Origin of the sequence: Mesorhizobium sp. CU3, assembly GCF_006442965.1 — a bacterium.
Lineage (GTDB): Bacteria > Pseudomonadota > Alphaproteobacteria > Rhizobiales > Rhizobiaceae > Mesorhizobium.
Genome location: NZ_VFWX01000001.1, coordinates 601,726 through 623,470, shown reverse-complemented (window position 1 = coordinate 623,470; position 21,745 = coordinate 601,726). Strand labels below are relative to the sequence as shown.

Below are 21,745 nucleotides of genomic sequence, written 5' to 3'. Positions count from 1 at the left end.
GGCGCCGGTGACAGCCCTTTCTCCCCGTCACTATACGGGGAGAAATGCCCGGCAGGGCAATGAGGGGCAGCGCAGACGGGCAGGTATTTATCTGTGTTGCTCGTGTTCGAAAGAGAGGCGCCCAAGGTTACCTATCAAGCTCCCATCAACTCTCTCACCTTGCGCATATCCTGCAAGAACCGCTCCCGCTCCGCCTCTTTGTCCGCCTGCTCGCGGATGCGCAGGATGAAGGACGGGTGGATGGTCAGGAACACCCGCAAGCCGTCCTCGCGTTCGACCATATCGCCGCGCATCCTGGTTATCGGCACCGCCCTGCCGAGCAGCGACTGCGCCGCGGTCGCGCCCAACGCCACCACGAGGTTGGGCTTGATCAGCTCAAGCTCCTTGTCCAGCCACCAGCGGCAGGCCTGGATTTCGCCGGCATTTGGTTTCGAGTGGATGCGGCGTTTGCCGCGCGGCTCGAATTTGAAGTGTTTTACCGCATTGGTGACATAGACCTTGCGGCGGTCGATCGCGGCGTCGCCGAGGATGGCGTCGAAAACCTTGCCCGCCGGCCCGACGAAAGGCTTGCCGGCCAGATCCTCCTGATCGCCCGGCTGCTCGCCGACGAAGACGACATCGGCGTTCTCCGGGCCTTCGCCGAACACCGTTTGCGTTGCATCGCGCCAGAGCGGGCAGCGATGGCAGCCTTTGGCGACTTCGCGCAGCTCCGGTATCGTATCGGCGGTTTCGTCCGCGTCGGCTGTCTGCGGCGTCGGCCAATGCTTGGCCTGGACCTTGGCGTGGTGCGGCGCTGGGGTGGTGGGCATGCGGGCGATCATGGCTGACGCGGCTTTGTCTGCTCCTGCTATCAGGTCTGGAATGAGCGACGCCTCGGGAAGGTTCCGCCAATACTTTTTCGGCATCTCCTTCTGCATGGCCTTCACCTTGAGCCGCGCGGGATTGAAGATGTTCTCGAAATAGGTCTGCCACAGCGCCTCGGCGTCGTCCTCGGCTGGCGCATCGCGCTTGGCCGCACCCGGACCGATAGCCAGCCGCTCGCCATCCCAGTCGGCGGAAGCATGTGGTGCCAGGATCGTCCAGCGCATGCCGGTGAAGCGGCGCACGAAGAAATCCGCATTGCGCTCGACGATGAAATGCTCCGGCTCGAACCAGGCGACATAGCGCTCGTCAGCGCCTTCGCCGATCCTCCGGAACCGCACGAAGGCGCGCATCTTGTGGATGTCGCGGCGCACCGCCTTTTCCATCGCCTCCAGCCGGCGGATATCGGGATCGGTCGCGATCGACAGCAGCTTCGGCTCGGTACGCAGCCGCCACAGCAGCCGGTAGAGAAAGCCGAAGCGTTCGAGATCGCAATGGCAGATGGCCGTCTCCGCCCGCTCGATGAAGTCGCGCGGCACGACCAGCCGGGCATCAGGCTTCGCAGCCGGCAAATCACTGTTGCGAACATCATCCTCGAACCCGACCTGCCACGCGACATCCTCCGGCGGGATATCGTTGGTCGCCAGCCGGCGCGCGGCATCCCGCCAGCCGGCAAAGTCGGTTTCGCTGTCGAGCCGGACGAGATGGATGGCGAGGTCGAGTTGGGCCATGGTCAAAACAGCGACAGCTGTTCGCAGGAGCGGGTGATGGTCTCACGCAAAGCTGCCTTGTCCGTCAGCGCGCCCGGCGACCAGCCCTCGGCGATGATGAACGGCCGCACCTTGGCGACCGAATGGCAGATGCGGCCGACATCCTCCAGCCGCAGCCGGCGATGGCGCCGCGTCGCAATGATCCGGTCGATGACCTTCGTGCCCAGCCCGGGCACGCGCAGCAACGCCTCGCGCTCGGCGCGGTTGACGTCGATCGGGAACCGGCCGCGATTGCGCAGCGCCCAGGCCAGTTTCGGGTCGATGGCCAGGTCGAGCATCCCGTCATTGCTGCCTGCGAGAATCTCCGGCTGCGAGAAGCCGTAGAAGCGCATCAGCCAGTCGGCCTGATAGAGCCGGTGCTCTCGCATCAGCGGCGGCTTTTGCAGTGGCAGCGCCGAAGACGAATCCGGGATCGGGCTGAAGGCCGAATAATAGACCCGGCGCAGGTGGTAGCTGCCGTAGAGCCGGGCGCTGGCGTGCAAGATGCCGTCGTCGGAAGTCTTGTCGGCGCCGACGATCATCTGCGTCGACTGGCCGCCCGGCGCGAAGCGCTCGCGCTTGCGGCTTTTCAGCGTCGGTTCGGCCTTCTCCTCGATCTTGCGGCGCAGCTTCGCCATCGAGAGCCGGATGGTTTCCGGCTTCTTTTCCGGCGCCAGTCTCTTCACCCCTTCATCGGTGGGCAGCTCGACATTGATCGACAGTCGATCAGCGTAGAGGCCCGCTGTCTCGATTAGCTCGGCCGACGCTTCGGGAATGGTCTTGAGATGGATGTAGCCGCCGAACTTCTCCTCGATCCTGAGTCGCCGCGCCACCTCGACCATCTCGCCCATCGTCTCGTCCGGCGAGCGGATGACGCCGGAGGACAGGAACAGGCCCTCGATATAGTTGCGCCGGTAGAAATCCATGGTCAGCCGCACCACTTCCTCGACGCTGAAGCGGGCGCGCCGCACGTTGGAGGATGAGCGGTTGATGCAATAGCTGCAGTCGTAGATGCAGAAATTGGTGAGCAGGATTTTTAAGAGCGAGATACAGCGGCCGTCCGGCGCGTAGGAATGGCAGATGCCCGAGCCTTCGGTGGAACCGATGCCGCCCGACTTCAGCGAGTCGCGTTTGGCCGAGCCGGACGAGGCGCAGGAGGCGTCGTATTTGGCGGCGTCGGACAGGATCGCCAGTTTCTCGCGGACGGACAGTATAGCCATTTGTTCATGATATGTTCTAGAAATGCAATTGGCTATAACTTTTGATTATCGGCGGCAAAATGTGATCGCCGCGCCAGTCGCTCCGGCGATCAGACCTCGTGCAGGTAGAGATGGTAATCCAGCTCGCTGACCGTGCGCGCGACGCGCAGATATTCGGCCTGCTTGATCGCCACGAAGGTGCGGTGCAGGTCGGGCCCGAGCGCCGATTTGAGGAAATCGGAGCTCTTGGCCGCCTCGATCGCGGCGCGCCAATCGGCCGGCATCGCGGATGCGTCGGAAGCCTGCTCGTAGCCGTTGCCGGTCGTTTCGGCCCCAGGCTCAAGCCCTTCGTCCAGGCCCTTGACGATGCCGGCCAGCACCGTTGCCGCGACCAGATAGGGGTTGGCATCGACGCCGGACGGCCGGTGCTCGATGCGCCGGTTCTTGGCGTCGCCCGCCGGCACCCGCAGCGCCACCGAGCGGTTGTTGACGCCCCATGTCGGCGCCACCGGCGCGTAGGATTGCGACACGAACCGCCGCCAGGAATTGGCGTGCGGCGCAAACACCAGCATCGATTCCGCCATGGTGTGGATCAGACCGCCCAGCGCGTTGAGCAGCTTGGGCGACCATTTTTCGCCGGCGGCCTCGGTGAATACGTTTTTGCCTGCATCGTCCTGCAGCGAGACGTGGAAATGCATGCCCGAGCCGGCATAGGCTTCGATGGGCTTGGCCATGAAACATGCGGTGACGCCGTGCCGGCGCGCCTGCGCCCTGACCAGCCGCTTCAGCATGACGAGGTCGTCCGCCGCCCGCAGCACATCCTTGCGATAGTTGAGCGTCAGCTCGTACTGGCCGGGCGCGTATTCCGAGATCACCGTCTCGGCCGGAATGCCTTGCGCCTTGGCCGCGGCGTAGATGTCGGAGAAAAGCGGCTCCATGCCGTGCAGATGGTCGACGGAATAGACTTCCGTCTTGGCCGAGCGGCGGCCGTCGAGCACCGCGCGCGCTGCCTGCACCTTGCCGTCGGCATCGCGCTCATTGGCCAGGAGAAAAAATTCGAGCTCGAACGCGCCGGCCGGATGCAGGCCGCGCGCCGCCAGCAGTTCCACCTGCCTTGCCAGCACCAGCCTTGGATCGGAGGTCATCGGCTGACCGTCGAGATGATGCATCGACATCAGCAGCTGGCCGCGCGGCGGCTGGGTGCCGAAGAGCGGCACCAGCGTGCCGGGGATCGGCCATGCCCGAAGGTCGCCGTCGCCGGTGTCCCACACCAGCCCGGTCTCGTGCACATCCTCGCCGGTGATGTCGAGGCCGAGGATCGAGATCGGCAGATGCCGTCCGTTCTCGAAAATGCCCGTCAGCTCATGCCGCCGCACGATCTTGCCGCGGCCGATGCCGTTGGCGTCGGTGAGCACGATGTCGAAGGCCTCGATCTCGGGATGAGCGTCGAGAAAGCCCTTGGCCTCGGCGGGCGTCGAGCCGGAAGGTGAGGTCGCAAGGGCGCTCGGATTGTCCATGGGAGCTTGTCTCACGCCGTAAGCCTGGCCGCAACCGCGCCGAAAGCGGCGATCAGCCGGCTCACTTGCGCCGATGTCGTTGCCGGCGAGATAAGCATCATGTTGTGGAACGGCGCGATCAGCACGCCGCGATTGACCAGCGCGACATGGATGGCCGCCTCGAGCTTCGACGCATGCGCCTTCTCCGCCTCGCCGCCATTGCGAAGTGGTCCGGGCGCGCAGATGAATTCGACGCGGGCGCCGACGCGCGCCACATGCCAGGGCAGCTTGTTCCGCTCGATCACCTTGGTCAGCCCGGCATCGAGCCGCTGCGCCAGCCGGTCCATATGGGCATAGGCCTTCTCGGTCATCACCTCTTCCAGCGTCGCGCGCATCGCTGCGAACTGCAGCGGGTTGGCCGACAGCGTCGTGCCCATGCCGGAATAGCCGGGTTCCTTTGTGCTGTTGTAGGCGCCGTAGCGGGTGGCGACCTCCTCGCTCATCCCCCAGATGCTCGCCGGCACGCCGCCGGCCACCGGTTTGCCGAGCACGAACAGGTCCGGTTCCAGCTCATGCTTCCTCGTGTAGCCGCCGGGGCCGGTTGAAATGGTGTGCGTCTCATCGATCAGCAGCAGCGTGCTGGCCGCGCGCGTCAGCCGCCGCAACGCGTCGTGGAACCCGGCATCCGGCAGCACCATGCAGGAATTGGTCAGCACCGGCTCGGTGATGACGCAGGCGACGTCGCGATCGGCCAGCGCCGCCTCAAGCGCTGCCACATCGTTGAACTCGACGATCTTCGTCGCGCGTGTCAGGTCACGGAACTCACCGGCGAGCCCCGGACGGTTGACCGGCTTGCCGTCGACCAGCCGCACCATCGTCTCGTCGACCGAGCCGTGATAGCAGCCGTTGAAGACCAGGATCTTTTCGCGCCCCGTCACCGCGCGGGCGACCCGCAGCGCGAAGCGGTTGGCGTCGGTGGCGGTGGTGGCGATCTGCCAGTAGGGCAGGCCGAAGCGCTGCTGCAAAAGCGTGCCGATCGCCAGCGCATCCTCGCTGGGCAGCATATAGGTCAGGCCGCGCGCCGCCTGCCGGCGGATGGCGCGCGCCACCGCCGGCGGCGAATGGCCAAGCATCGAGCCGGTGTCGCCGAGGCAGAAATCGTCGAGCCTGTTGCCGTCGATGTCGGTTATGGTGGCGCCCTTGGCGCCGTCGACCAGGATCGGGAACGGCGTCGGCCAGTCGGTCATCCAATGCATCGGCACGCCGCCCAGGAAACCGGCGATACCGTTGCCGAGCTTCGCCTCCGATGTCGGCCGCGCCTTGCGGAAGACGGCCGCCTCCGTCTCCCGCAGTTCGGCGATGCGCGCGACCTCGATGCCACCGATGGAAGATCCTGAATCCGATGCCTGCATGAATGCCTCTCCGTTTGGCGCCGCACTCTGCCCATGGCTTAGGGAAAACTGCAATTGGCCGCGCATAGGGGGGACATTGGTTCAGCGCTCTTGACCCGGCCGGCCGCCAGCGGCTCAATAGGGCTGGTCTGCGGCAAGGGGGTGGGAAATATGCGGGCAGTTCTGTGCGTGACGGCGTTTCTTGCATCGGCCAGCAGCGCCCTGGCTTCCGGCGCGCTCTGGTGCTCGGTCGACGACCATCAGGTCGCCTTCCAGCTCGATGCGGGCGTCACCCGAGGCCTTGGCGGCCCGACCTTCAATTTCCGCGGCGATCTGGAAATCAAGGCCCGCAAAGCGGGCGATAGCCTGCGCAAGACGGTCTTCGAGGACCAGAACCTCGCGCAATACTGGCTGGACGGCGAGGAGATGCGGCTGCTCGTCTACCGCGAGCATGAAGCCAAGGACACCTACCGCTCGGTGGAGCTGACGATCCTGACCAAGGCCAAGGACGAAGGCACCTATGACGGCCGCTACACGCTCTCGGTCTTTGACGGCACGGCGGAGGGTGAGCCAGTTGAACTCGCCGGCAAGGTCTCCTGCGGAGCCGAGTAGGTCGCTCGCCCTATCTTCGTTGGGCGATGGACGGGTCAACCAGATTGATCTTCTCTCCGGGCGCGAAACCGAAGATGCGCTCGAAATGCTCCGGCCCCAGCAACAGAGCCGCCTGATCGATTAGATGTTGATTGCGAGCGTTGATAGCGTCGGCGTTCGGTGGCGTGAAGCCGGGAATCCGCTGCGCCGTAAAATTCAGCACTTCACCCCTTAGGGACAGAAGCTTGGCCAACAGTTCTGGTTCATGCTCGCCCAGCACCGCCCTGGCGTGCTCTTCAAAGTCGTCAGGCAAATCCTGCATTCGCATTACTCCGCCTGTGCTGGCGACCGCCATGGCGCTCCCGGCCGAGCACTGCTGTATCTTGCTTGCCCATGCCGCATGCCGCAGCCCGTAAGTGCCATATAGGAAGCTGCTTGCTCCGTAGCCACGGGCGTTCTTTACCGTCAGCCGATTTCCGGTCGTCGCATAGAGAACTTGATTTGCGAGTTGGTGGCATACGCCGTCGATGCCATAAATCAGGATGGTGCCCTGAGCCGCGGGCACCGACGCGGAATCTGCATTCGACTGAACCAGGCATCGCGCCAGCGCGAGGTTGCCGGACTGATTGCCGATGCCGCCCGTCGGATTGCCCGGCACGCCTCCGGTTGGGTGATAGCTACCCCAGCAGAACCAATAGTCCTTTCCGGCCGCAGCGACAGCGGCGGCATTTGCGTAGTGATACTGCTGATTGTCATAAGTCGTGACCCAAGTATGATCGAGCGGCGATCCACTTACAAATGCTGGCGTCGCCCAAGCATAGAGTGTAGCTGTGCTTGCCAAGGTCTCCTCCCGCTCTGGAAATATGCCAGAAGCAGAAGATGCTCTCATCAAGGCTGATAAGCAAGTCTACCGACGGTGTAAGAAATTTCGGGCGGGCTGTTTTCAAGAAACTTTGATTGCGGCGCTGAATATTCAGGCGGTAATGTCGATCACGCCGCAATCGCCGGCCGCGCTGCCGAACAGGATGCGGCGCTCTTCTTTGTCCCACATCATGGCGGTGATCGAGCCCTTGCCGGGGCGGCGCAGCAGCACTTCCTTGGCGTCGGCGAAGCGCGCCGCGATCACCATGCCGTCCTCATAGCCGATGGCCACGACGTCCTGGCTGGGATGGCAGGCGACGCAGGTGACCATCGAATTGCCGCGCGTGCCGAGCTCCAGCGGCGCCTTGCCCATCGGGCCGTCCTTGGCTTGAAACGGCCAGATGATCGCCGCCGGCGCGCCGGAACTGGCCAGCCATTTGCCCTTCACGCTCCACGACAGGCTCTTCACCTTGCCTGGGTAGCCCGACATGCGCATGTGCTTGCCGTCGGCAAGCTTCCAGCCATGCAGCGCGTTTTCCTGCATGGTGGTGACGATGAAAGCGCCGTCGGGCGAAAAGCTGATGCCGGTATGGGCGCCGGCCCATTCGAGTTCCACCGGCTTGCCCTCCGCCGCCGGGAAATGCAGCGTCGCGCCATTGTAGCGGGCGACGCCGAAGCGCATGCCCTTGGGCGAGAAGGCGAGCCCCTCGACCGAGCGCGGATGGGTGAATTCCTTGATCTTGCCGTCGGCGAAACGCACGAAGGCGGTCTTGCCCGTGGCATAGGCGACCGCGCCCTGCGGCCCCGCGGCAACGCTGGTGATCCACTTTTTGCCGGCGCTGGCGAGTTCCGTCACCTCGCCGCCCGCCTTGACGGCAAACACCTTGCCGTCCTCGCCGCCGGTGATCAGCCGGTCGTTGGCCGCGTCATGGAAGGCGGCGAGCAGCCCGTCATTGGCCTGCGTGGTCTTCTGCCCGTTGTCGAGTCGGTGGATCGCGCCGTCGGCCAAAGCGAAATGCGGCACGTCGCCGAGGAAGACTGCGGCGACGCAATGGCCTTCGAGGTCGAGGGGAGCAACTGTGGGCATGCATACGGGTCCGTTCGAATTAGCCGGCGCGGCCAGATGTGGCTCTGCCTTCTCCCCTTGTGGGAGAAGGTGGATCGGCGCGCAGCGCCGAGACGGATGAGGGGTGGGTGACGGATCGCCGTCCTTGCCAAGCTGGAGCACCCCTCATCCGACCTCGCTTCGCGAGGCCACCTTCTCCCACAAGGGGAGAAGGAAAGAAGGGCAGCGCTAGCGCCTGAAAGTCTGGAAATCAAGCCGCCTGGCAGGCTTCAAAACTCTTGCGCAGCCGCTCGGCGTCAAGATCCCTGCCGATGAACACCAGCCGGCTCTCATGCTTCTCGCCGTCCTTCCAGGGGCGCTGGTGGTCGCCCTCGAGGATCATGTGCACGCCCTGCAGCACATAGCGGTCTTCGTCGCCCTTGAGCGCGATGATGCCCTTTAGCCGCAGGATGTTCGGCCCCTCCATCTGGGTCACCTTCTCGATCCAGGGGAAGAACTTCTTCGGGTCCATCTCGCCGCCGTGCAGCGACACCGACTTCACCGTCACGTCGTGGATGTCGGAGGCATGGTCGTGATGGTGATGATGATCATGCCCGTCATGATCGTGATGGTCGTGGTCATGGTGGTCGTGATCGTGGTCATGCGCGTCGAGGAAATGCGGGTCGTTTTCCAGCGCGCGCGACAGGTCGAAGGCGCCGCGGTCGAGCACCTGGTCGAGCGCCACGCCGGAACGCTGCGTGCGATGGATTTTCGCCGCCGGGTTGATGGCGCGGATGGTCGCCTCGACCTTATCGAGTTCGTCGGGCGTGACGAGGTCGGTCTTGTTCAGCACCACGACGTCGGCGAAGGCGATCTGGTCCTCGGCCTCTTTCGAGTCCTTCAGCCGCAGCGGCAGGTGCTTGGCGTCGACCAGCGCCACCACGGCGTCGAGCTTGGTCTTGGTGCGCACGTCGTCGTCCATGAAGAAGGTCTGCGCCACCGGCACCGGGTCGGCGAGGCCGGTGGTTTCCACCACGATGGCGTCGAAGCGGCCCGGCCGCTTCATCAGGCCCTCGACGACGCGGATCAGGTCGCCGCGCACCGTGCAGCACACGCAGCCATTGTTCATCTCGTAGATTTCCTCGTCGGATTCCACGATCAAATCGTTGTCGATGCCGATCTCGCCGAATTCGTTGACGATGACGGCGTAACGCCTGCCGTGGTTCTCCGACAGGATGCGGTTGAGCAGGGTCGTCTTACCCGCGCCGAGATAGCCGGTGAGAACGGTTACGGGGATTTGCGTCTGTGCATCGCTCATGGCTTGCCTCGAAATTTCTGGATTGTCGGCCTCATATAGGATGGCGAAGCGGGTTTTGCACGCGGCAAACCGCTGGGCCAGGCCGCCGCCGCTCGCGGAAGCCCGCCGAGGGCGGATTCGGCACCAGCCATGATGGCTCAGGCACGGAGCCGGTCGGGTTTATACGGGAGTTCGCGGCGCCCCGCTGTGGATCGCGTCCAATGAAAAGTCGTTTGTCATCTAACTGAAATAAACATCTGGCATCACCACGCCGGACAGCGCAATGCTTGCCGGCAAAGCGTTCTCCAAGCCGGACTCTTTAAATCGTCATTTGCCAGCCGCCGCGCAGCCTCTATGCTGTCCGGACCGGTTCGGCCGAAGAGGGGATGACCATGGCCAAGGCGGACAAGACAGCGACAATGAGCCGGCTGCATTCGGCGGCCAGGCTGGCGCGCACGGCGCTCGCGGCGCGCTTGCTGGCGCACGGCTTCTATGCCGGCCAGGACCAGATCATGCTGGCGCTCGACCGTGAGGACGGCCAGACGCCGGGCAACCTCGCCGGCCGCCTCGGCGTGCGCCCGCCGACGATCACCAAGACCATCAACCGGCTGCAGGCGCAAGGTTTCCTGGAAAAGCGCGCGTCGTCCGCCGATGCCCGCCAGGCGCATATCTTCCTCACCGAATCCGGCCGCGAAACGATCCGCGCCATCGAGAAGTCGGTGAAGAAGACCGAGAAGCAGGCACTGAAGGGCCTCGACAAGAAGGACCAGAAGGCGCTGTTCAAGCTGCTCGCCCGCATCGAGGCCAACCTGTCGAACGAAGATCTGGTGCTGATCGACGACGACGCGGAACTGGATGAAGCGTGAAAGCGTGACGCGTAGCGTCATCGCTCCACGCACCCACATTGGCATTGCTCCGCAAGCGCGACGCGCAGCGTCGTCGCTCTCTTGCTAAGCCGCCGCTCCGGCTCCGCGAACCAGCGCTGCCCAGCGCCCCGGGGTCAACCCAAAAGCCTTCTTGAAGTGCCGGTTGAAATGGCTCTGGTCGCTGAAGCCGGCGCCGGCCGCGATTTCCGCCAGCGGCTCTCCCGCCGCGATCATGCGCCTTGCCCGCTGCAGCCGGCGCATCAAAAGGAAGCGATGCGGGCTGGTCGCGTAGGTCGCGCGGAAATGGCGTGACAGGGCGTAGCGGTCGAGGCCGGTAATGGCTTCCAGTTCGCCGGAACGCACGGCACGCTCGGCATTGTCCTCGAGATAGTCGCGGGCAAGGGCCGCGGCGCGCCATGCTTTCTTGCCCGTTGGTTTTGCCGGCTGTCCGGCGTGGCGCTTCAATTGCTGCGCCAACTGTGCAACGAAATCGGCGACGAACAATTCGTCCAACTCCTCGTCCAGCGGCGTCAGCGCCGAAAGCAAGGTTCCGCGCAAGCCCGGATCGCTCACCACCGCGTCGCGCACGAACGGCAGCTTGGCGCCGCCGAGACAATCCAGCAGCAGCGACGGCTCCAGATAGAGGATCCGGTAGCGCAACCCGTCTTCGGTGCCGGCGCCGCCGTCATGCAATTCGTCGGGATGCAGCACGATCACCTGTCCGGCAAGGCTGTTCTGCACTGCGCCGCGATAATGGAAGCGCTGCACGCCGGAAAGCGTCACGCCGATGGCATAGGTGTCGTGGCGGTGCAGGTCGAAGGCGTTGCCGTGGAATTGCGCCTCGATGCGCTCGATGCCGCTGCCGCCCGGCGCCGAAACGATCCGGTCCGCGCACAAACGTCCAAGACCTTCCCTGGCTTCTCCGCCTAGAGCCTGCGCCATCGCCTTTTCCTGCCCGTCATGGGCTTCCTGGAGCCTCCATCTTGGTATTCGATACGAAAATTGCAATTGTCCTGAGGGACGACCTGCCTGTCTGGCAGAAGCTCAACGTCACCGCCTTCCTGACCAGCGGCATTGCCGCGCAGTTCCCCGAAATCATCGGCGAGCCCTATCGCGACCGCGCCGGCAATCTCTATAATCCGATGTCCATCCAGCCGGTCATCGTCTTGTCCGCCGATCAGGCGACGCTCGGCGCGATCCATCGCCGGGCCCTGGAGCGCGGCGTGACGATGTCGGCCTATATCGAGGAGATGTTTGCGACCGGGCACGATGTGGCCAACCGAGCCGTCTTCGCGCAATTCGCGCCTGATGACGCCAAGATCGTCGGTATCGCTTTGCGCGGCGAGAAGAAGTTGGTGGACAAGATCACCAAGAGCGCCCGCATGCATGGCTGAACCGCTGGAAAGGGTGGTTGGCCCTGCTCTGCTTGCGGTTTACCTTTGCCCCGAAGCGTAAACGTTCGAGATGAGCCGCAAGCCTCCCCGGCGTCGTCATCAACGGGCGTAGCAACGCGAAGCGGAGCGAAGACCCGAGGATCCATTCCGTGACCTTCGCCGAAATGTGCAACGGAGCAGATTCCGCGCCGTTGGCAGAGCGTCGATGTAACGGCATGGATCCTCGGGTCTGCGCGCGTCGCTTCGCTCCTTGCTTCGCCCGTGGATGACGACCGTGAGGGGCGCTGAGGCCAATCACCAGCCATAGCGGTCTCTAAGCCTGCCTTAACTGCCTATTGGGCCAGTCGCTTTTGGCTTGCTGGCCAGTGGCGATTGCCGCAGAAGGGGACGTCTATCTTCCCCTGCGGCCGGCCCTTGACCATTTCCCGAACCCAAGATGACAGCGCAACGCCGCCCGCGGCGATGCTTTTGATGCTCTGCGTCTATGTCTGCTTCACCTTTCTCGACACCTCGAGCAAATATCTGGTGCTGGCCGGCGTCTCGGCGCTGGTCGTCGCCTGGACGCGCTTCACCGTCCATGTGCTGCTCGTCGGCGTCTTCCTGCGCGGCTGGCGCGAGCCGTCGCGCTTTCGTGCCAACAATCTGCCGGCGCATATATTGCGCGGGCTGTTCCTGTTCGGCTCGACCATGTTCAACATCCTGGCGCTACGCACGCTGCAACTCGCCGAAACCACCTCGATCTATTTCTTCGGCCCAATGGTCATCACCGCGCTCGCCGGCCCGCTGCTCGGCGAATGGGCCGGCTGGCGGCGCTGGCTGGCGATCCTCACCGGCTTTGTCGGCGTCCTGATCATTACCCGTCCGGGCGTCGGCGTGTTCGGCATCGGCCATCTCTTCGCGCTCGGCTCGATGCTGTCGAACTCCTTCTACGTCATCATGACGCGGCGCATGTCGGCATCCGAGACGTCGGAAAGCCTGATCCTGTTTTCGGCGCTCGCGCCGTCCGTGCTGCTGGCGCCGGCGCTGGCCTTCTCGCACACGCTGCCGCAGGGCGGCTTTCAATGGTTCGTCGTGCTGATGCTGGGCGTCTTCGGCGCCGGCGGCCACTATCTCTTGGTGCGGGCCTATCGGCTGGCGACCACGACGCAGCTCGCGCCCTATCCCTATTCGCAGATGGTCTGGATGATCATTTCCGGCTGGCTGATCTTCCATCAGTTCCCCGACCGCTGGACGCTGCTCGGCGCCGCCATCATCGTCGCCAGCGGGCTTTACATCATCCACCGCGAGCATCGGCTGCGCGTGCGCAACTCCGCCTTGCTCGACACCGAAGCCGAAGCGCTGGCGAAAAAACTTTGATTTGCTCCAAATCCGGTGGCATAAGGCCGTTTTAAAAAATTTAAATAGACCCTGGGGAGCGAAGGGCACTGGCACAGAAGATCAAGCTTTCGACGATCGCGGATGCGCTGGGCGTCTCCACGGCAACGGTATCGCTGGCGCTGCGCGACAGCCCGCTGGTGGCCGGTGCCACGCGCGAGCGCATCAAGGAGCATGCCCGCGCCATCGGTTATATCTACAACCGCCGGGCCGCCAGCCTGCGCACCTCGCGCTCGGGCATCGTCGGCGTCGTCGTGCACGACATCATGAACCCGTTCTTCGCCGAAATCCTGCGCTCGATCGAAAGCGAGCTAGACCGCAGCCGCCAAACCTTCATCCTGTCCAACCACTACGATCAGCTGGAAAAGCAGCGAACTTTCATCGACACGCTGCTGCAGCTCGGCGCCGACGGTGTCATCATGTCGCCGGCCATTGGCACGCCGGCCGAGGACATCGTCATGGCCGAGGACAACGGACTGCCGGCGGTGCTGATCGCGCGCTCCGTGGCCGGGGCGGATGTGCCGGTGTTCCGCGGCGACGATGCCTACGGCACCGCGCTTGCCACCAATCACCTTATCTCGCTCGGCCACAAGCGCATCGCCATGATCGGCGGCACCGACCAGACCTCGACCGGCCGCGACCGCTACCAGGGCTATGTCAACGCCATGGAAGCGGCGGGGCTGGAAGTCAGGCCGTCCTGGCGCATCCCCGGCCCGCGCACCAAGCAGGCTGGCTTCGAAGCGGCAGGACAGTTTTTGGCGCTGAAAGACAAGCCCACCGCGGCCTGCTGCTGGAATGATCTGGTGGCGATCGGGCTGATGAACGGCATCGCGCGCGCCGGCCTCGTGCCGGGCGTCGACATCTCCGTCACCGGCTATGACGATCTCGAGGAAGCGGCAATCGCGACACCGGCGCTGACCACGGTCTGGAATGGTCAGCGCGAGGTCGGCCGCCGCGCCGCCAGCGCCCTGCTCGACAAGCTGAACGGCCAGGCGGTGCGGCCCTCGCAGGAACTGATCAAGCCGGAACTGCATGTGAGGCAGTCGACCGGCAAGCCGGTGGAGCGTGCATGACCAAGCCTGAAGCGTTGCAGACCGTCGCCGTCCTGGTGCCGGGTCATTTCAACGACCATGCGGTGGAGCGCATCGACCGGACCTTCAGACGGGTCAGGATCGAGCGCGCCGATCCGGCGCTGGTCACCGACGAAATGCGCCGCGACGTGCGCGCCATCGCTTCCTTCGCCGGCATCGACGCGGCGATGATGGACGCGCTGCCCAATCTCGAGCTGATCGCGTCCTTCGGCGTCGGCTATGATTCGGTCGATGCAAATCACGCCGCCAGAAAAGACATCATGGTCACCAACACGCCGGACGTGCTGACCGAAGAGGTCGCCGACACGACGATCGGCCTTTTGATCAACACGGTGCGTGAATTCTATGCCGCCGAGAAATATCTGCGCGACGGCGACTGGGTGAAGAAAGGCCACTACCCGCTGAGCCGGCTTACCTTGCGCGGCCGCCGCGTCGGCATTTTCGGCATGGGCCGCATCGGCCTTGCCGTGGCGCGCCGCCTCGAAGTGTTCGGCCTGCCCGTCGCCTATCACAACCGCCGCAAGGTCGAGGGCCTCGCCTATGAGTATCATGCAACCTTGAAAGGTCTCGCCGAAGCGGTCGACACGCTGATCTGCGTTGCCCCCGGGGGTGCTGCGACGGAAAAGGCGATCAATGCCGAGATCCTGTCGGCTCTCGGTTCGAATGGCGTCTTCGTCAACATAGGCCGCGGCTCGACTGTGGACGAGGCCGCACTTGCCGCCGCGCTCAAGAACGGCACCATCGCCGCCGCCGGTCTCGATGTCTTTGCCGACGAACCGAATGTGCCCAAGGCGCTGCTCGATGCGCCCAACACCTCGCTTTTGCCGCATGTCGGCTCGGCGTCCGAGCATACGCGCCGCGCCATGGCGGATCTGTGCGTCGACAATCTGGTGTCGTGGTTCACCGAACGCCGGCCTCTGACGCCGGTGCCGGAGACGGTCAACGTCAAGGCGCGGGCTTGAAGCGTGATTCCGAAGGTGGCAACCGGTTTTCGGAAAAGATCATGCTCCACCAAAAGAGCTGGATCAGGATGATGGCTTTCCTCCAGGTCCAGCGTCTTCGCCACATTTATTAACAAGCCTCCGGCGCTTTTAACTTCTGCTTAACCCTCTGAAATCATTCTCTATATTTGAGTAAGTATGGAGAAATGGCGTGAGACTGGTTGCGGGTTTGGTAGTGGCGGCTGCGTTGTTCGGGGGCATGCAGTTCCTGCAGGGCGGCGACGGCCGGGCAACGGCCTCGCAGATCGCTCCGTCGAGCGACTATCGGCTTACCGCCAATGGCGACGAAGCCGCCTGCGCCGTCCACCGCGGCGCCGAAATATCGCAAGGTCTGTCCCTGCTCAGCGTTGCTCAAAACTGCCGCAAGCTGATGCCTGGCATCGAGCGGGTAAAATTCTGGCGCGAACAGGCAGACGGCACGGTTGCCTTCAGCGCCAACGGCGTCGACCCGATCATCACCTTTGGCGTCGCCGATGGCGAAGGCTACGAATCCTACGCCCCGGCCGCGCCGCTTCTGGCGCTGAACAACAACTGAGCGTAAGCGGGGTTATTCCGCCGCGGCGCGAGCCCCGCTCTTCGCTGCCGCATGCAGTCGCACGGCGTCGCCGAAAGCCTTGAAGATCTTGGCGGAATTGCTATCCGACTTCACCCAATATTCCGGGTGCCACTGAACGCCGACGGCAAAGGCGCGGGCATCCCTGACCGAGACCGCCTCGATCGTACCGTCGGTGGCCAGCGCCTCGACCTGCAGCTTCGAGCCGAGCCGGTCGATCGCCTGGCGGTGCAGCGAGTTTACCTTGATCTCGCCGGCGCCGAACACGCCGGCGAGGCAGCTGCCGGGCTTGATCGAAATCGTCTGATTGATGCCGAAGCGCTCGTCTTGATTGTCGCTCACCGGCGCGCGGTGGTCGAGCGAGCCTTCGCGCTCCTGGATCTCGGTGCCGAGCGTGCCGCCCAGCGCCACGTTGAGTTCCTGGATGCCGCGGCAGATGGCAAGCAGCGGCACGCCGCGTTCGATCGCCTTGCGGATCAGCGGCAGCGTGGTGGCATCACGCGCCGGATCGTAGGGGCCGTTGGCCTCGCTGGCGTCGCCGCCATAGAGCGAAGGATGCACGTTGGACTTCGAACCGGTGACCATGACGCCGTCGACCGACGACAGCAATTCGTCGAGGTCGAGCCGGTCGCCGAAGGACGGCACCATGAGTGGGAACACGCCTGCGCCGGCGACCGCGGCCTCCAGATATTGCTGGGGCGCGGCATGCCAGGTGTAGTTGTCGAACTGGCGGACGTCGGTCGAGATTGCGACGAGCGGCTGCTGCATTTTGGGTTTGGATTCCTTCGAGAGCTAAGGAGTTATCTGCCTACAAAATAGGCGATCTGAAGGCAGTTTGCCATGGCAAGTTTCGCGGCCTCGCATAGGCCAGCGCCAAGCACGTCAGACCGGCGCGTTAGACTATAGTTGCACGCGTCGCCGGAATGGCGGCAACCTTGGTCGCAACGCTGGACTCGACCTTTTGCCTGTGTATGGTTCTCCCCAACCGATCCGGGCAACGAGGATGCCCTTTGCATCGGTCAGCTGATCCGCAAGGGAGGAAAGTGCATGGATCGTCGTTCATTCATCCGCAAGGCCGGGGCATCCGGCGTGGGCGTTGCGGCCGCCGCCGCGTCGCTCGCCACGCCGGCAATCGCCCAATCCAACCCGAAAGTGACCTGGCGGCTGGCGTCGTCCTTCCCGAAATCGCTCGACACCATCTATGGCGGCGCCGAAGTGTTCTCCAAGATGCTGTCGGACGCGACCGACGGCAACTTTCAGGTCCAGGTCTTCGCTTCCGGCGAGTTGGTGCCCGGCCTGCAGGCGGCGGATGCCACCACGGCCGGCACCGTCGAGGCCTGCCATACGGTGGCTTACTACTACTGGGGCAAGGACCCAACCTGGGCGCTGGGCGCTGCCGTGCCGTTCTCGCTCAACGCACGCGGCATGAATGCCTGGCACTATCACGGCGGCGGCATCGATCTGTTCAACGAGTTCCTGGCCACGCAAGGGCTGTTCGGCCTGCCGGGCGGCAACACCGGCGTGCAGATGGGCGGCTGGTTCCGCAAGCAGATCAACAGCGTCGCCGATCTCTCCGGTCTCAAGATGCGCATCGGCGGCTTTGCCGGCAAAGTGGTGCAGAAGCTCGGCGTCGTGCCACAGCAGATCGCCGGCGGCGATATCTACCCGGCGTTGGAGAAGGGCACCATCGATGCCGCCGAATGGGTCGGTCCTTATGACGACGAGAAGCTCGGCTTCTACAAGGTAGCGCCCTACTACTACTATCCTGGCTGGTGGGAAGGCGGCCCGACCGTGCATTTGATGTTCAACAAGGCCAAGTACGAGGAATTGTCGCCGGCCTACAAGTCACTGGTGCACACCGCCGCGCAGGCGGCCGACGCCAACATGCTGCAGAAATACGACTACCTCAATCCGGCGGCGGTGAAGCGGCTGGTGGCGGGCGGCGCCAAGCTGGCGCCCTTCAGCCAGGAGATCATGGCCGCTTGTTTCGACAAGGCCAACGAGGTCTATGCCGAGATGGAGGCCAACAACGCGCCGTTCAAGAAGATCTGGGAATCGATCAAGGCCTTCCGCAAGGAGCACTATCTCTGGGCCCAGGTCGCCGAATACAATTACGACACCTTCATGATGGTGCAGCAGCGCAACGGCAAGCTGTAGGGCGCAGGCTTTTCCTTCTCCCCGTCACTATACGGGGAGAAGGTGCCCGAAGGGCGGATGAGGGGCAGCGCAGACGTCGGCGATTGATCGCCCTTGGCTTAAGCCCCGACCTCGCATCTTATCAACTCGGTATTGGCGCCGCCCCTCACCTGCCTGCCGGCATCCTCTCCCCGTATAGTGACGGAGAGAGGGGGCTGTCGTCGGCGGTTTCGCCAACCGCCAACGTTGCAAGACCGCGCTCAGCCTCGGCCCGGCACCACCAGCACCTTGACCTCGCCCGGCGCCGGCGGGTTGGCGATCACCTCCGGTGCTTCCTCCAGGCTGACCTGCTTCGAAATCAGCCTGTCGACCTCGATCGCACCGGAGGCGATCAATTGCGCCGCCCGGCCATGCGTGAACGGGTTGAGGAAGGAGCCGAGCACCTTCAATTCGCGGAACAGGAGATCGAACGGCTCGACCTCCACCTTCATGCCTTGCGGCACCACGCCGACGATGACGACGGTGCCGCCGGCTCTGGCGATGCGCATCGACTGCTCCACCGTGTCGCGCACGCCGGCGCATTCCAGCACCACGTCGACGCCGCCGGGCGCCAGGCCGTTCGGTCCGGCGATAGCTGCGATCGGGTCGGCGGCGCTCGGGTCGACCGTCGCCGTCGCGCCGAGCTCCTCGGCCAGCGCCCGGCGCGAGGCCTGCCTGGTAGACAGGATGATGGTCGTCGCCCCCGCGAGCTTTGCCAGTTGCACGACAAGCAGGCCGATGACGCCGCCGCCGAGCACGACGACCGAGGCGCCGGGCCGGATCGCGGCGAGGTCGATGCCGTGCAGACAACAGGCCAGCGGTTCGCAGAAGGCGCCATGCGTGGGCTTCAGATCCTTGGGCAGCTTGAACGCCTGCTTGTGCGGCATCAGCACATAGTCGGCGAAGCCGCCGTCGCGATGGATGCCGATGGCGCGCAGATTGCTGCAAAGATTGACGCGGCCCGCGTGGCAATGGGCGCAGCGCCCGCAGGCGATGTTGGGATCGCCCGTGACCCGGTCGCCGACCGCGATGCCCGGCACCGCCTCGCCGACGGCCTCGACGATCCCGGAAAATTCATGGCCGAGCGTCACCGGCGGCGTGCAGGGAAACTCGCCGTGGAACAGATGGCGGTCGGTGCCGCAGACACCGCAAGCCTCGATCCGGACCAGGACATCCTCAGCCCCGGGCACGGGTTTTGCCACCTCGCGCAACGCGATGCCGCCCACTTTCTCCAACCGCACGGCTCTCATCGCGATCACCTCCAGAGCAATTTAAGGAAACGTGTGGAGCGGTCAGGCGCGGCGACTTCGCCATCGCCCTTCCGTTCGAAATTGCGTCAATACTCTAGTTGAATTTGGGCGGTTGCGAGAGGTCGGGCGCGGGTGTCGCCGGCTTGGCCGGCGCATCGCCGAAGTTCGGCGGCTGCGACAGGTCCGGCGTGCCGGGCGCCGCCGGCGCCGCGCCACCGCCGGCCGGCGGCGCGCCGAGCGGCGCCAGCGTCGGCATGTCGGGCAGCTTGTAGTCGATCGTGCCGGGATCCACGGTGGGCGTCTTGTAGCGCATCACCATTTGCGGGAAGGCGATGGTGAGCCCGATCATGATCACCTGGATGCAGACGAACGGCACGGCGCCCCAGTAGATCTGGCCGGTGGTGACCGGCGCGATCTGCTTGCCGGTGATCCTGTCGAGATAGGGCACCCGCGCCGCGACCGAACGCAGGTAGAACAGCGCGAAGCCGAAGGGCGGGTGCATGAAGGAGGTCTGCATGTTGACCCCGAGCAGCACGCCGAACCAGATCAGGTCGATGCCGAGCTTGTCGGCGGCCGGTGCCAAGAGCGGCACGATGATGAAGGCGAGCTCGAAGAAATCGAGGAAGAAGGCGAGCACGAAGACCAGGATGTTGACGCCGATCAAGAAGCCGATCTCGCCGCCGGGCAGCGAGGTCAACAGATGCTCGACCCAGATATGGCCGTTGACGCCGTAGAAGGTGAGCGAAAAGACGCGTGCTCCGATCAGGATGAACAGCACGAAGGAGGAAAGCCTGGTCGTCGAAGCCAGCGCCTGGTTGATGACGTCCTTGTTCAGGCGGCCCTTCAGCGCCGCCATGATGAGCGCGCCGACGGCGCCCATGGCGCCGCCTTCGGTGGGCGTCGCGATACCCAGGAAGATGGTGCCGAGCACCAGGAAGATCAGCGCCAGCGGCGGAATCAGCACGATCACCACCTGCTGGGCCAACCTGGACATCAGATTGAGGTTCAGGCGCTGGTCGGCGATGGCGGCGACATAGATGATGATGACGCCGACCGCGAAGCCGAGGATGTCGGCATTGTCGCCTTGCGTCGGCGCCAGATAGCGATAGGCGCCGTAGGAAATCGCACCCGTGACCAGCAGCGCCACGATCAGCGACAGCACGCCGTGGCCGAGCGTGCGCGCCTCCGCCGGCAGCGCCGGCATGGAATTCGGCCGGACGATCGACATGATCAGGATGTAGGCCATGTAGAGGCCGGTGAGCACGAGGCCGGGGATCAGCGCGCCGGCATACATGTCGCCGACCGAGCGGCCGAGTTGGTCGGCCAGCACGATCAGCACCAGCGAAGGCGGGATGATCTGCGCCAGCGTGCCGGAGGCGGCGATGACGCCCGAGGCGACGCGGCGGTCGTAGCCGTAGCGCAGCATGATCGGCAGCGAGATCAGCCCCATCGCTATGACGGAGGCCGCCACCACGCCGGTTGTGGCGGCCAGCAGCGCGCCGACGAAGATCACCGCATAGGCAAGGCCGCCGCGGATCGGACCGAACAGCTGACCGATCGTGTCGAGCAGGTCCTCGGCCATGCCCGAGCGTTCGAGCACGATGCCCATGAAGGTGAAGAACGGGATCGCCAGGAGCGTGTCGTTGGACATCACCCTGGTGCCGTAGAAGTTATCGGGCAGGGCGTGCAGCAACGGCCAGGCGAGGTTGATCGATCCGCCCGAATAGGGCGACAGGATCACCCCGATGCCGAAGAACAAAAGGCCGTTGGCGGCGAGCGAGAAGGCGACGGGATAGCCGATCAGCAGGAAGATGATCAGCGAGGCGAACATGATCGGCGCCATGTTCTGCGCGATGAGTTCGATCACGAGCGCACCTCGCCGGCGATCGCCTTGGCTTCCTCGGCCAGCGCCTCGGCTTCGAGCTTGGCCTGGTCGTGCGCCGAGATGAAGGGATTGGGATCGTCCATGTCGCCGCGCATGATGGCGATCTTCTTGATGATCTCGGAAACGCCTTGCAGCGCGAGCAGGAAGAAGCCGGCGAGCAGGATGGCCTTGGCCGGCCACACGATCAGGCCGCCGGCATTGGTCGACATTTCGCCGCTGCGGAAGGAGAGCGACACGTAAGGCACGAAATAGATCACCATCAGTGTCACGAACGGCATCAGGAAGAAGAGGTGGCCGAGAAGGTCGATCCAGTGCTGCACGCGGCGCGAGAACATACCGTAGACGATGTCGATGCGGATATGGTCGTTCTGCTTCAGCGTGTAGGCGGCGGCCAGCATGAAGGCGGCGCCGAACAGGTACCATTGCAGTTCCAGCCAGGCGTTGGAGGAGGTGTCGAACACCTTGCGGATGACGGCATTGCCGGCGCTGACCAGGATCGCCAGCAGGATCAGCCACGAGACCCAGCGGCCGATGAACTCGTTGATGCGGTCGATCGTCCTGGATAGAGCGAGCAGCCCTGCCATGCATGTCCTCCCTGTACCTTACGATGCGCCCGATTCCCCCTCCGGTGTCGCGTCGTTTGGACCAACGATATGCAGTGCGTGG

The 21,745-nt window shown here is 64.4% G+C and carries 20 protein-coding genes; 8 read left to right on the top strand and 12 right to left on the bottom strand.

Annotated elements, in window-relative coordinates; translation table 11 throughout:
- Window positions 1-134: 134 nt before the first annotated feature.
- The 4 genes from FJ988_RS02955 to FJ988_RS02940 form a co-directional block, all read right to left on the bottom strand.
- Window positions 135-1,592 carry a UdgX family uracil-DNA binding protein gene (locus tag FJ988_RS02955; RefSeq protein WP_407067699.1) on the bottom strand — a complete coding sequence of 486 codons (1,458 nt, stop codon included), beginning with the start codon at window positions 1,590-1,592 and terminating at the stop codon, window positions 135-137.
- A gap of 2 nt (window positions 1,593-1,594) precedes the next feature.
- Window positions 1,595-2,830: a putative DNA modification/repair radical SAM protein gene (locus tag FJ988_RS02950; RefSeq protein WP_140815228.1), complete on the bottom strand. Its 1,236-nt coding sequence runs from the start codon at window positions 2,828-2,830 to the stop codon at window positions 1,595-1,597.
- 89 nt (window positions 2,831-2,919) lie between these two features.
- Window positions 2,920-4,326: a glutamine synthetase family protein gene (locus FJ988_RS02945; RefSeq protein ID WP_140815350.1), complete on the bottom strand. Its 1,407-nt coding sequence runs from the start codon at window positions 4,324-4,326 to the stop codon at window positions 2,920-2,922.
- Window positions 4,327-4,337: 11 nt separating this feature from the next.
- The gene (locus tag FJ988_RS02940; RefSeq protein ID WP_140815227.1) at window positions 4,338-5,717 is read right to left on the bottom strand and encodes an aspartate aminotransferase family protein; all 1,380 of its coding nucleotides are present in this window, start codon (window positions 5,715-5,717) and stop codon (window positions 4,338-4,340) included.
- A 150-nt stretch (window positions 5,718-5,867) separates the two neighbouring features.
- Between FJ988_RS02940 and FJ988_RS02935 the strand changes: the two genes are divergently transcribed.
- A complete protein-coding gene (locus FJ988_RS02935; RefSeq protein ID WP_140815226.1) occupies window positions 5,868-6,308 on the top strand; it encodes a hypothetical protein in 441 nt (146 codons plus the stop codon).
- A 10-nt stretch (window positions 6,309-6,318) separates the two neighbouring features.
- Here the strand turns inward: FJ988_RS02935 and FJ988_RS02930 are convergent, their stop codons facing one another.
- The 3 genes from FJ988_RS02930 to FJ988_RS02920 form a co-directional block, all read right to left on the bottom strand.
- Entirely contained in the window at window positions 6,319-7,128 is an 810-nt protein-coding gene (locus FJ988_RS02930) for a hypothetical protein (protein WP_140815225.1), read from the bottom strand.
- 132 nt (window positions 7,129-7,260) lie between these two features.
- The gene (locus FJ988_RS02925) at window positions 7,261-8,235 is read right to left on the bottom strand and encodes a WD40 repeat domain-containing protein (RefSeq protein WP_140815224.1); all 975 of its coding nucleotides are present in this window, start codon (window positions 8,233-8,235) and stop codon (window positions 7,261-7,263) included.
- A 229-nt stretch (window positions 8,236-8,464) separates the two neighbouring features.
- Window positions 8,465-9,511: a GTP-binding protein gene (locus tag FJ988_RS02920; RefSeq protein ID WP_140815223.1), complete on the bottom strand. Its 1,047-nt coding sequence runs from the start codon at window positions 9,509-9,511 to the stop codon at window positions 8,465-8,467.
- 371 nt (window positions 9,512-9,882) lie between these two features.
- Here FJ988_RS02920 and FJ988_RS02915 point away from each other — a divergent pair, with 371 nt between their 5' ends.
- A complete protein-coding gene (locus FJ988_RS02915; protein WP_112097283.1) occupies window positions 9,883-10,356 on the top strand; it encodes a MarR family winged helix-turn-helix transcriptional regulator in 474 nt (157 codons plus the stop codon).
- Window positions 10,357-10,440: 84 nt separating this feature from the next.
- Here FJ988_RS02915 and FJ988_RS02910 read toward each other — a convergent pair whose 3' ends face one another.
- The gene (locus FJ988_RS02910; protein ID WP_140815222.1) at window positions 10,441-11,298 is read right to left on the bottom strand and encodes an AraC family transcriptional regulator; all 858 of its coding nucleotides are present in this window, start codon (window positions 11,296-11,298) and stop codon (window positions 10,441-10,443) included.
- Between the two features lie 41 nt (window positions 11,299-11,339).
- Here FJ988_RS02910 and FJ988_RS02905 point away from each other — a divergent pair, with 41 nt between their 5' ends.
- The 5 genes from FJ988_RS02905 to FJ988_RS02885 all read left to right on the top strand — a co-directional run bounded on the left by FJ988_RS02905 (window position 11,340) and on the right by FJ988_RS02885 (window position 15,751).
- Window positions 11,340-11,750, top strand: a complete 411-nt coding sequence (locus FJ988_RS02905; protein ID WP_140815221.1) for a DUF2000 family protein — start codon at window positions 11,340-11,342, stop codon at window positions 11,748-11,750.
- A 471-nt stretch (window positions 11,751-12,221) separates the two neighbouring features.
- Window positions 12,222-13,106: a DMT family transporter gene (locus tag FJ988_RS02900; protein ID WP_140815349.1), complete on the top strand. Its 885-nt coding sequence runs from the start codon at window positions 12,222-12,224 to the stop codon at window positions 13,104-13,106.
- Window positions 13,107-13,174: 68 nt separating this feature from the next.
- The gene (locus tag FJ988_RS02895; RefSeq protein ID WP_140815220.1) at window positions 13,175-14,197 is read left to right on the top strand and encodes a LacI family DNA-binding transcriptional regulator; all 1,023 of its coding nucleotides are present in this window, start codon (window positions 13,175-13,177) and stop codon (window positions 14,195-14,197) included.
- A complete protein-coding gene (locus FJ988_RS02890) occupies window positions 14,194-15,177 on the top strand; it encodes a 2-hydroxyacid dehydrogenase (RefSeq protein WP_140815219.1) in 984 nt (327 codons plus the stop codon). The genes FJ988_RS02895 and FJ988_RS02890 overlap by 4 nt, the downstream gene beginning before the upstream one ends.
- A 238-nt stretch (window positions 15,178-15,415) precedes the next feature.
- Window positions 15,416-15,751 carry a hypothetical protein gene (locus tag FJ988_RS02885; protein ID WP_407067701.1) on the top strand — a complete coding sequence of 112 codons (336 nt, stop codon included), beginning with the start codon at window positions 15,416-15,418 and terminating at the stop codon, window positions 15,749-15,751.
- A gap of 12 nt (window positions 15,752-15,763) precedes the next feature.
- Here FJ988_RS02885 and FJ988_RS02880 read toward each other — a convergent pair whose 3' ends face one another.
- Complete coding sequence (locus FJ988_RS02880) at window positions 15,764-16,537, bottom strand: gamma-glutamyl-gamma-aminobutyrate hydrolase family protein (protein ID WP_140815217.1); 774 nt, start codon at window positions 16,535-16,537, stop codon at window positions 15,764-15,766.
- Between the two features lie 279 nt (window positions 16,538-16,816).
- On the opposite strand from FJ988_RS02880, the gene FJ988_RS02875 reads away from it, so the two are divergent.
- Window positions 16,817-17,926, top strand: a complete 1,110-nt coding sequence (locus FJ988_RS02875; protein ID WP_140815216.1) for a TRAP transporter substrate-binding protein — start codon at window positions 16,817-16,819, stop codon at window positions 17,924-17,926.
- 239 nt (window positions 17,927-18,165) lie between these two features.
- On the opposite strand, the gene FJ988_RS02870 is transcribed toward FJ988_RS02875, so the two are convergent.
- The 3 genes from FJ988_RS02870 to FJ988_RS02860 form a co-directional block, all read right to left on the bottom strand.
- The gene (locus FJ988_RS02870; protein ID WP_140815215.1) at window positions 18,166-19,194 is read right to left on the bottom strand and encodes a zinc-dependent alcohol dehydrogenase family protein; all 1,029 of its coding nucleotides are present in this window, start codon (window positions 19,192-19,194) and stop codon (window positions 18,166-18,168) included.
- Between the two features lie 94 nt (window positions 19,195-19,288).
- The gene (locus FJ988_RS02865; RefSeq protein WP_140815348.1) at window positions 19,289-21,058 is read right to left on the bottom strand and encodes a TRAP transporter large permease subunit; all 1,770 of its coding nucleotides are present in this window, start codon (window positions 21,056-21,058) and stop codon (window positions 19,289-19,291) included.
- The gene (locus FJ988_RS02860; RefSeq protein ID WP_140815214.1) at window positions 21,058-21,663 is read right to left on the bottom strand and encodes a TRAP transporter small permease subunit; all 606 of its coding nucleotides are present in this window, start codon (window positions 21,661-21,663) and stop codon (window positions 21,058-21,060) included. Before FJ988_RS02860 ends, FJ988_RS02865 begins: the two co-directional genes overlap by 1 nt.
- Window positions 21,664-21,745 lie beyond the last annotated feature (82 nt).

Bases quoted from the DNA above. Each gene is read 5' to 3' on its own strand.
- FJ988_RS02935 (WP_140815226.1), top strand. From the start codon at position 5,868: ATGCGGGCAGTTCTGTGCGTGACGGCGTTTCTTGCATCGGCCAGCAGC.
- FJ988_RS02920 (WP_140815223.1), bottom strand. From the start codon at position 9,511: ATGAGCGATGCACAGACGCAAATCCCCGTAACCGTTCTCACCGGCTAT.
- FJ988_RS02885 (WP_407067701.1), top strand. From the start codon at position 15,416: ATGCAGTTCCTGCAGGGCGGCGACGGCCGGGCAACGGCCTCGCAGATC.
- FJ988_RS02915 (WP_112097283.1), top strand. From the start codon at position 9,883: ATGGCCAAGGCGGACAAGACAGCGACAATGAGCCGGCTGCATTCGGCG.
- FJ988_RS02925 (WP_140815224.1), bottom strand. From the start codon at position 8,235: ATGCCCACAGTTGCTCCCCTCGACCTCGAAGGCCATTGCGTCGCCGCA.
- FJ988_RS02875 (WP_140815216.1), top strand. From the start codon at position 16,817: ATGGATCGTCGTTCATTCATCCGCAAGGCCGGGGCATCCGGCGTGGGC.
- FJ988_RS02950 (WP_140815228.1), bottom strand. From the start codon at position 2,830: ATGGCTATACTGTCCGTCCGCGAGAAACTGGCGATCCTGTCCGACGCC.
- FJ988_RS02910 (WP_140815222.1), bottom strand. From the start codon at position 11,298: ATGGCGCAGGCTCTAGGCGGAGAAGCCAGGGAAGGTCTTGGACGTTTG.
- FJ988_RS02890 (WP_140815219.1), top strand. From the start codon at position 14,194: ATGACCAAGCCTGAAGCGTTGCAGACCGTCGCCGTCCTGGTGCCGGGT.
- FJ988_RS02940 (WP_140815227.1), bottom strand. From the start codon at position 5,717: ATGCAGGCATCGGATTCAGGATCTTCCATCGGTGGCATCGAGGTCGCG.
- FJ988_RS02900 (WP_140815349.1), top strand. From the start codon at position 12,222: ATGCTCTGCGTCTATGTCTGCTTCACCTTTCTCGACACCTCGAGCAAA.
- FJ988_RS02870 (WP_140815215.1), bottom strand. From the start codon at position 19,194: ATGAGAGCCGTGCGGTTGGAGAAAGTGGGCGGCATCGCGTTGCGCGAG.
- FJ988_RS02880 (WP_140815217.1), bottom strand. From the start codon at position 16,537: ATGCAGCAGCCGCTCGTCGCAATCTCGACCGACGTCCGCCAGTTCGAC.
- FJ988_RS02860 (WP_140815214.1), bottom strand. From the start codon at position 21,663: ATGGCAGGGCTGCTCGCTCTATCCAGGACGATCGACCGCATCAACGAG.
- FJ988_RS02945 (WP_140815350.1), bottom strand. From the start codon at position 4,326: ATGGACAATCCGAGCGCCCTTGCGACCTCACCTTCCGGCTCGACGCCC.
- FJ988_RS02955 (WP_407067699.1), bottom strand. From the start codon at position 1,592: ATGGCCCAACTCGACCTCGCCATCCATCTCGTCCGGCTCGACAGCGAA.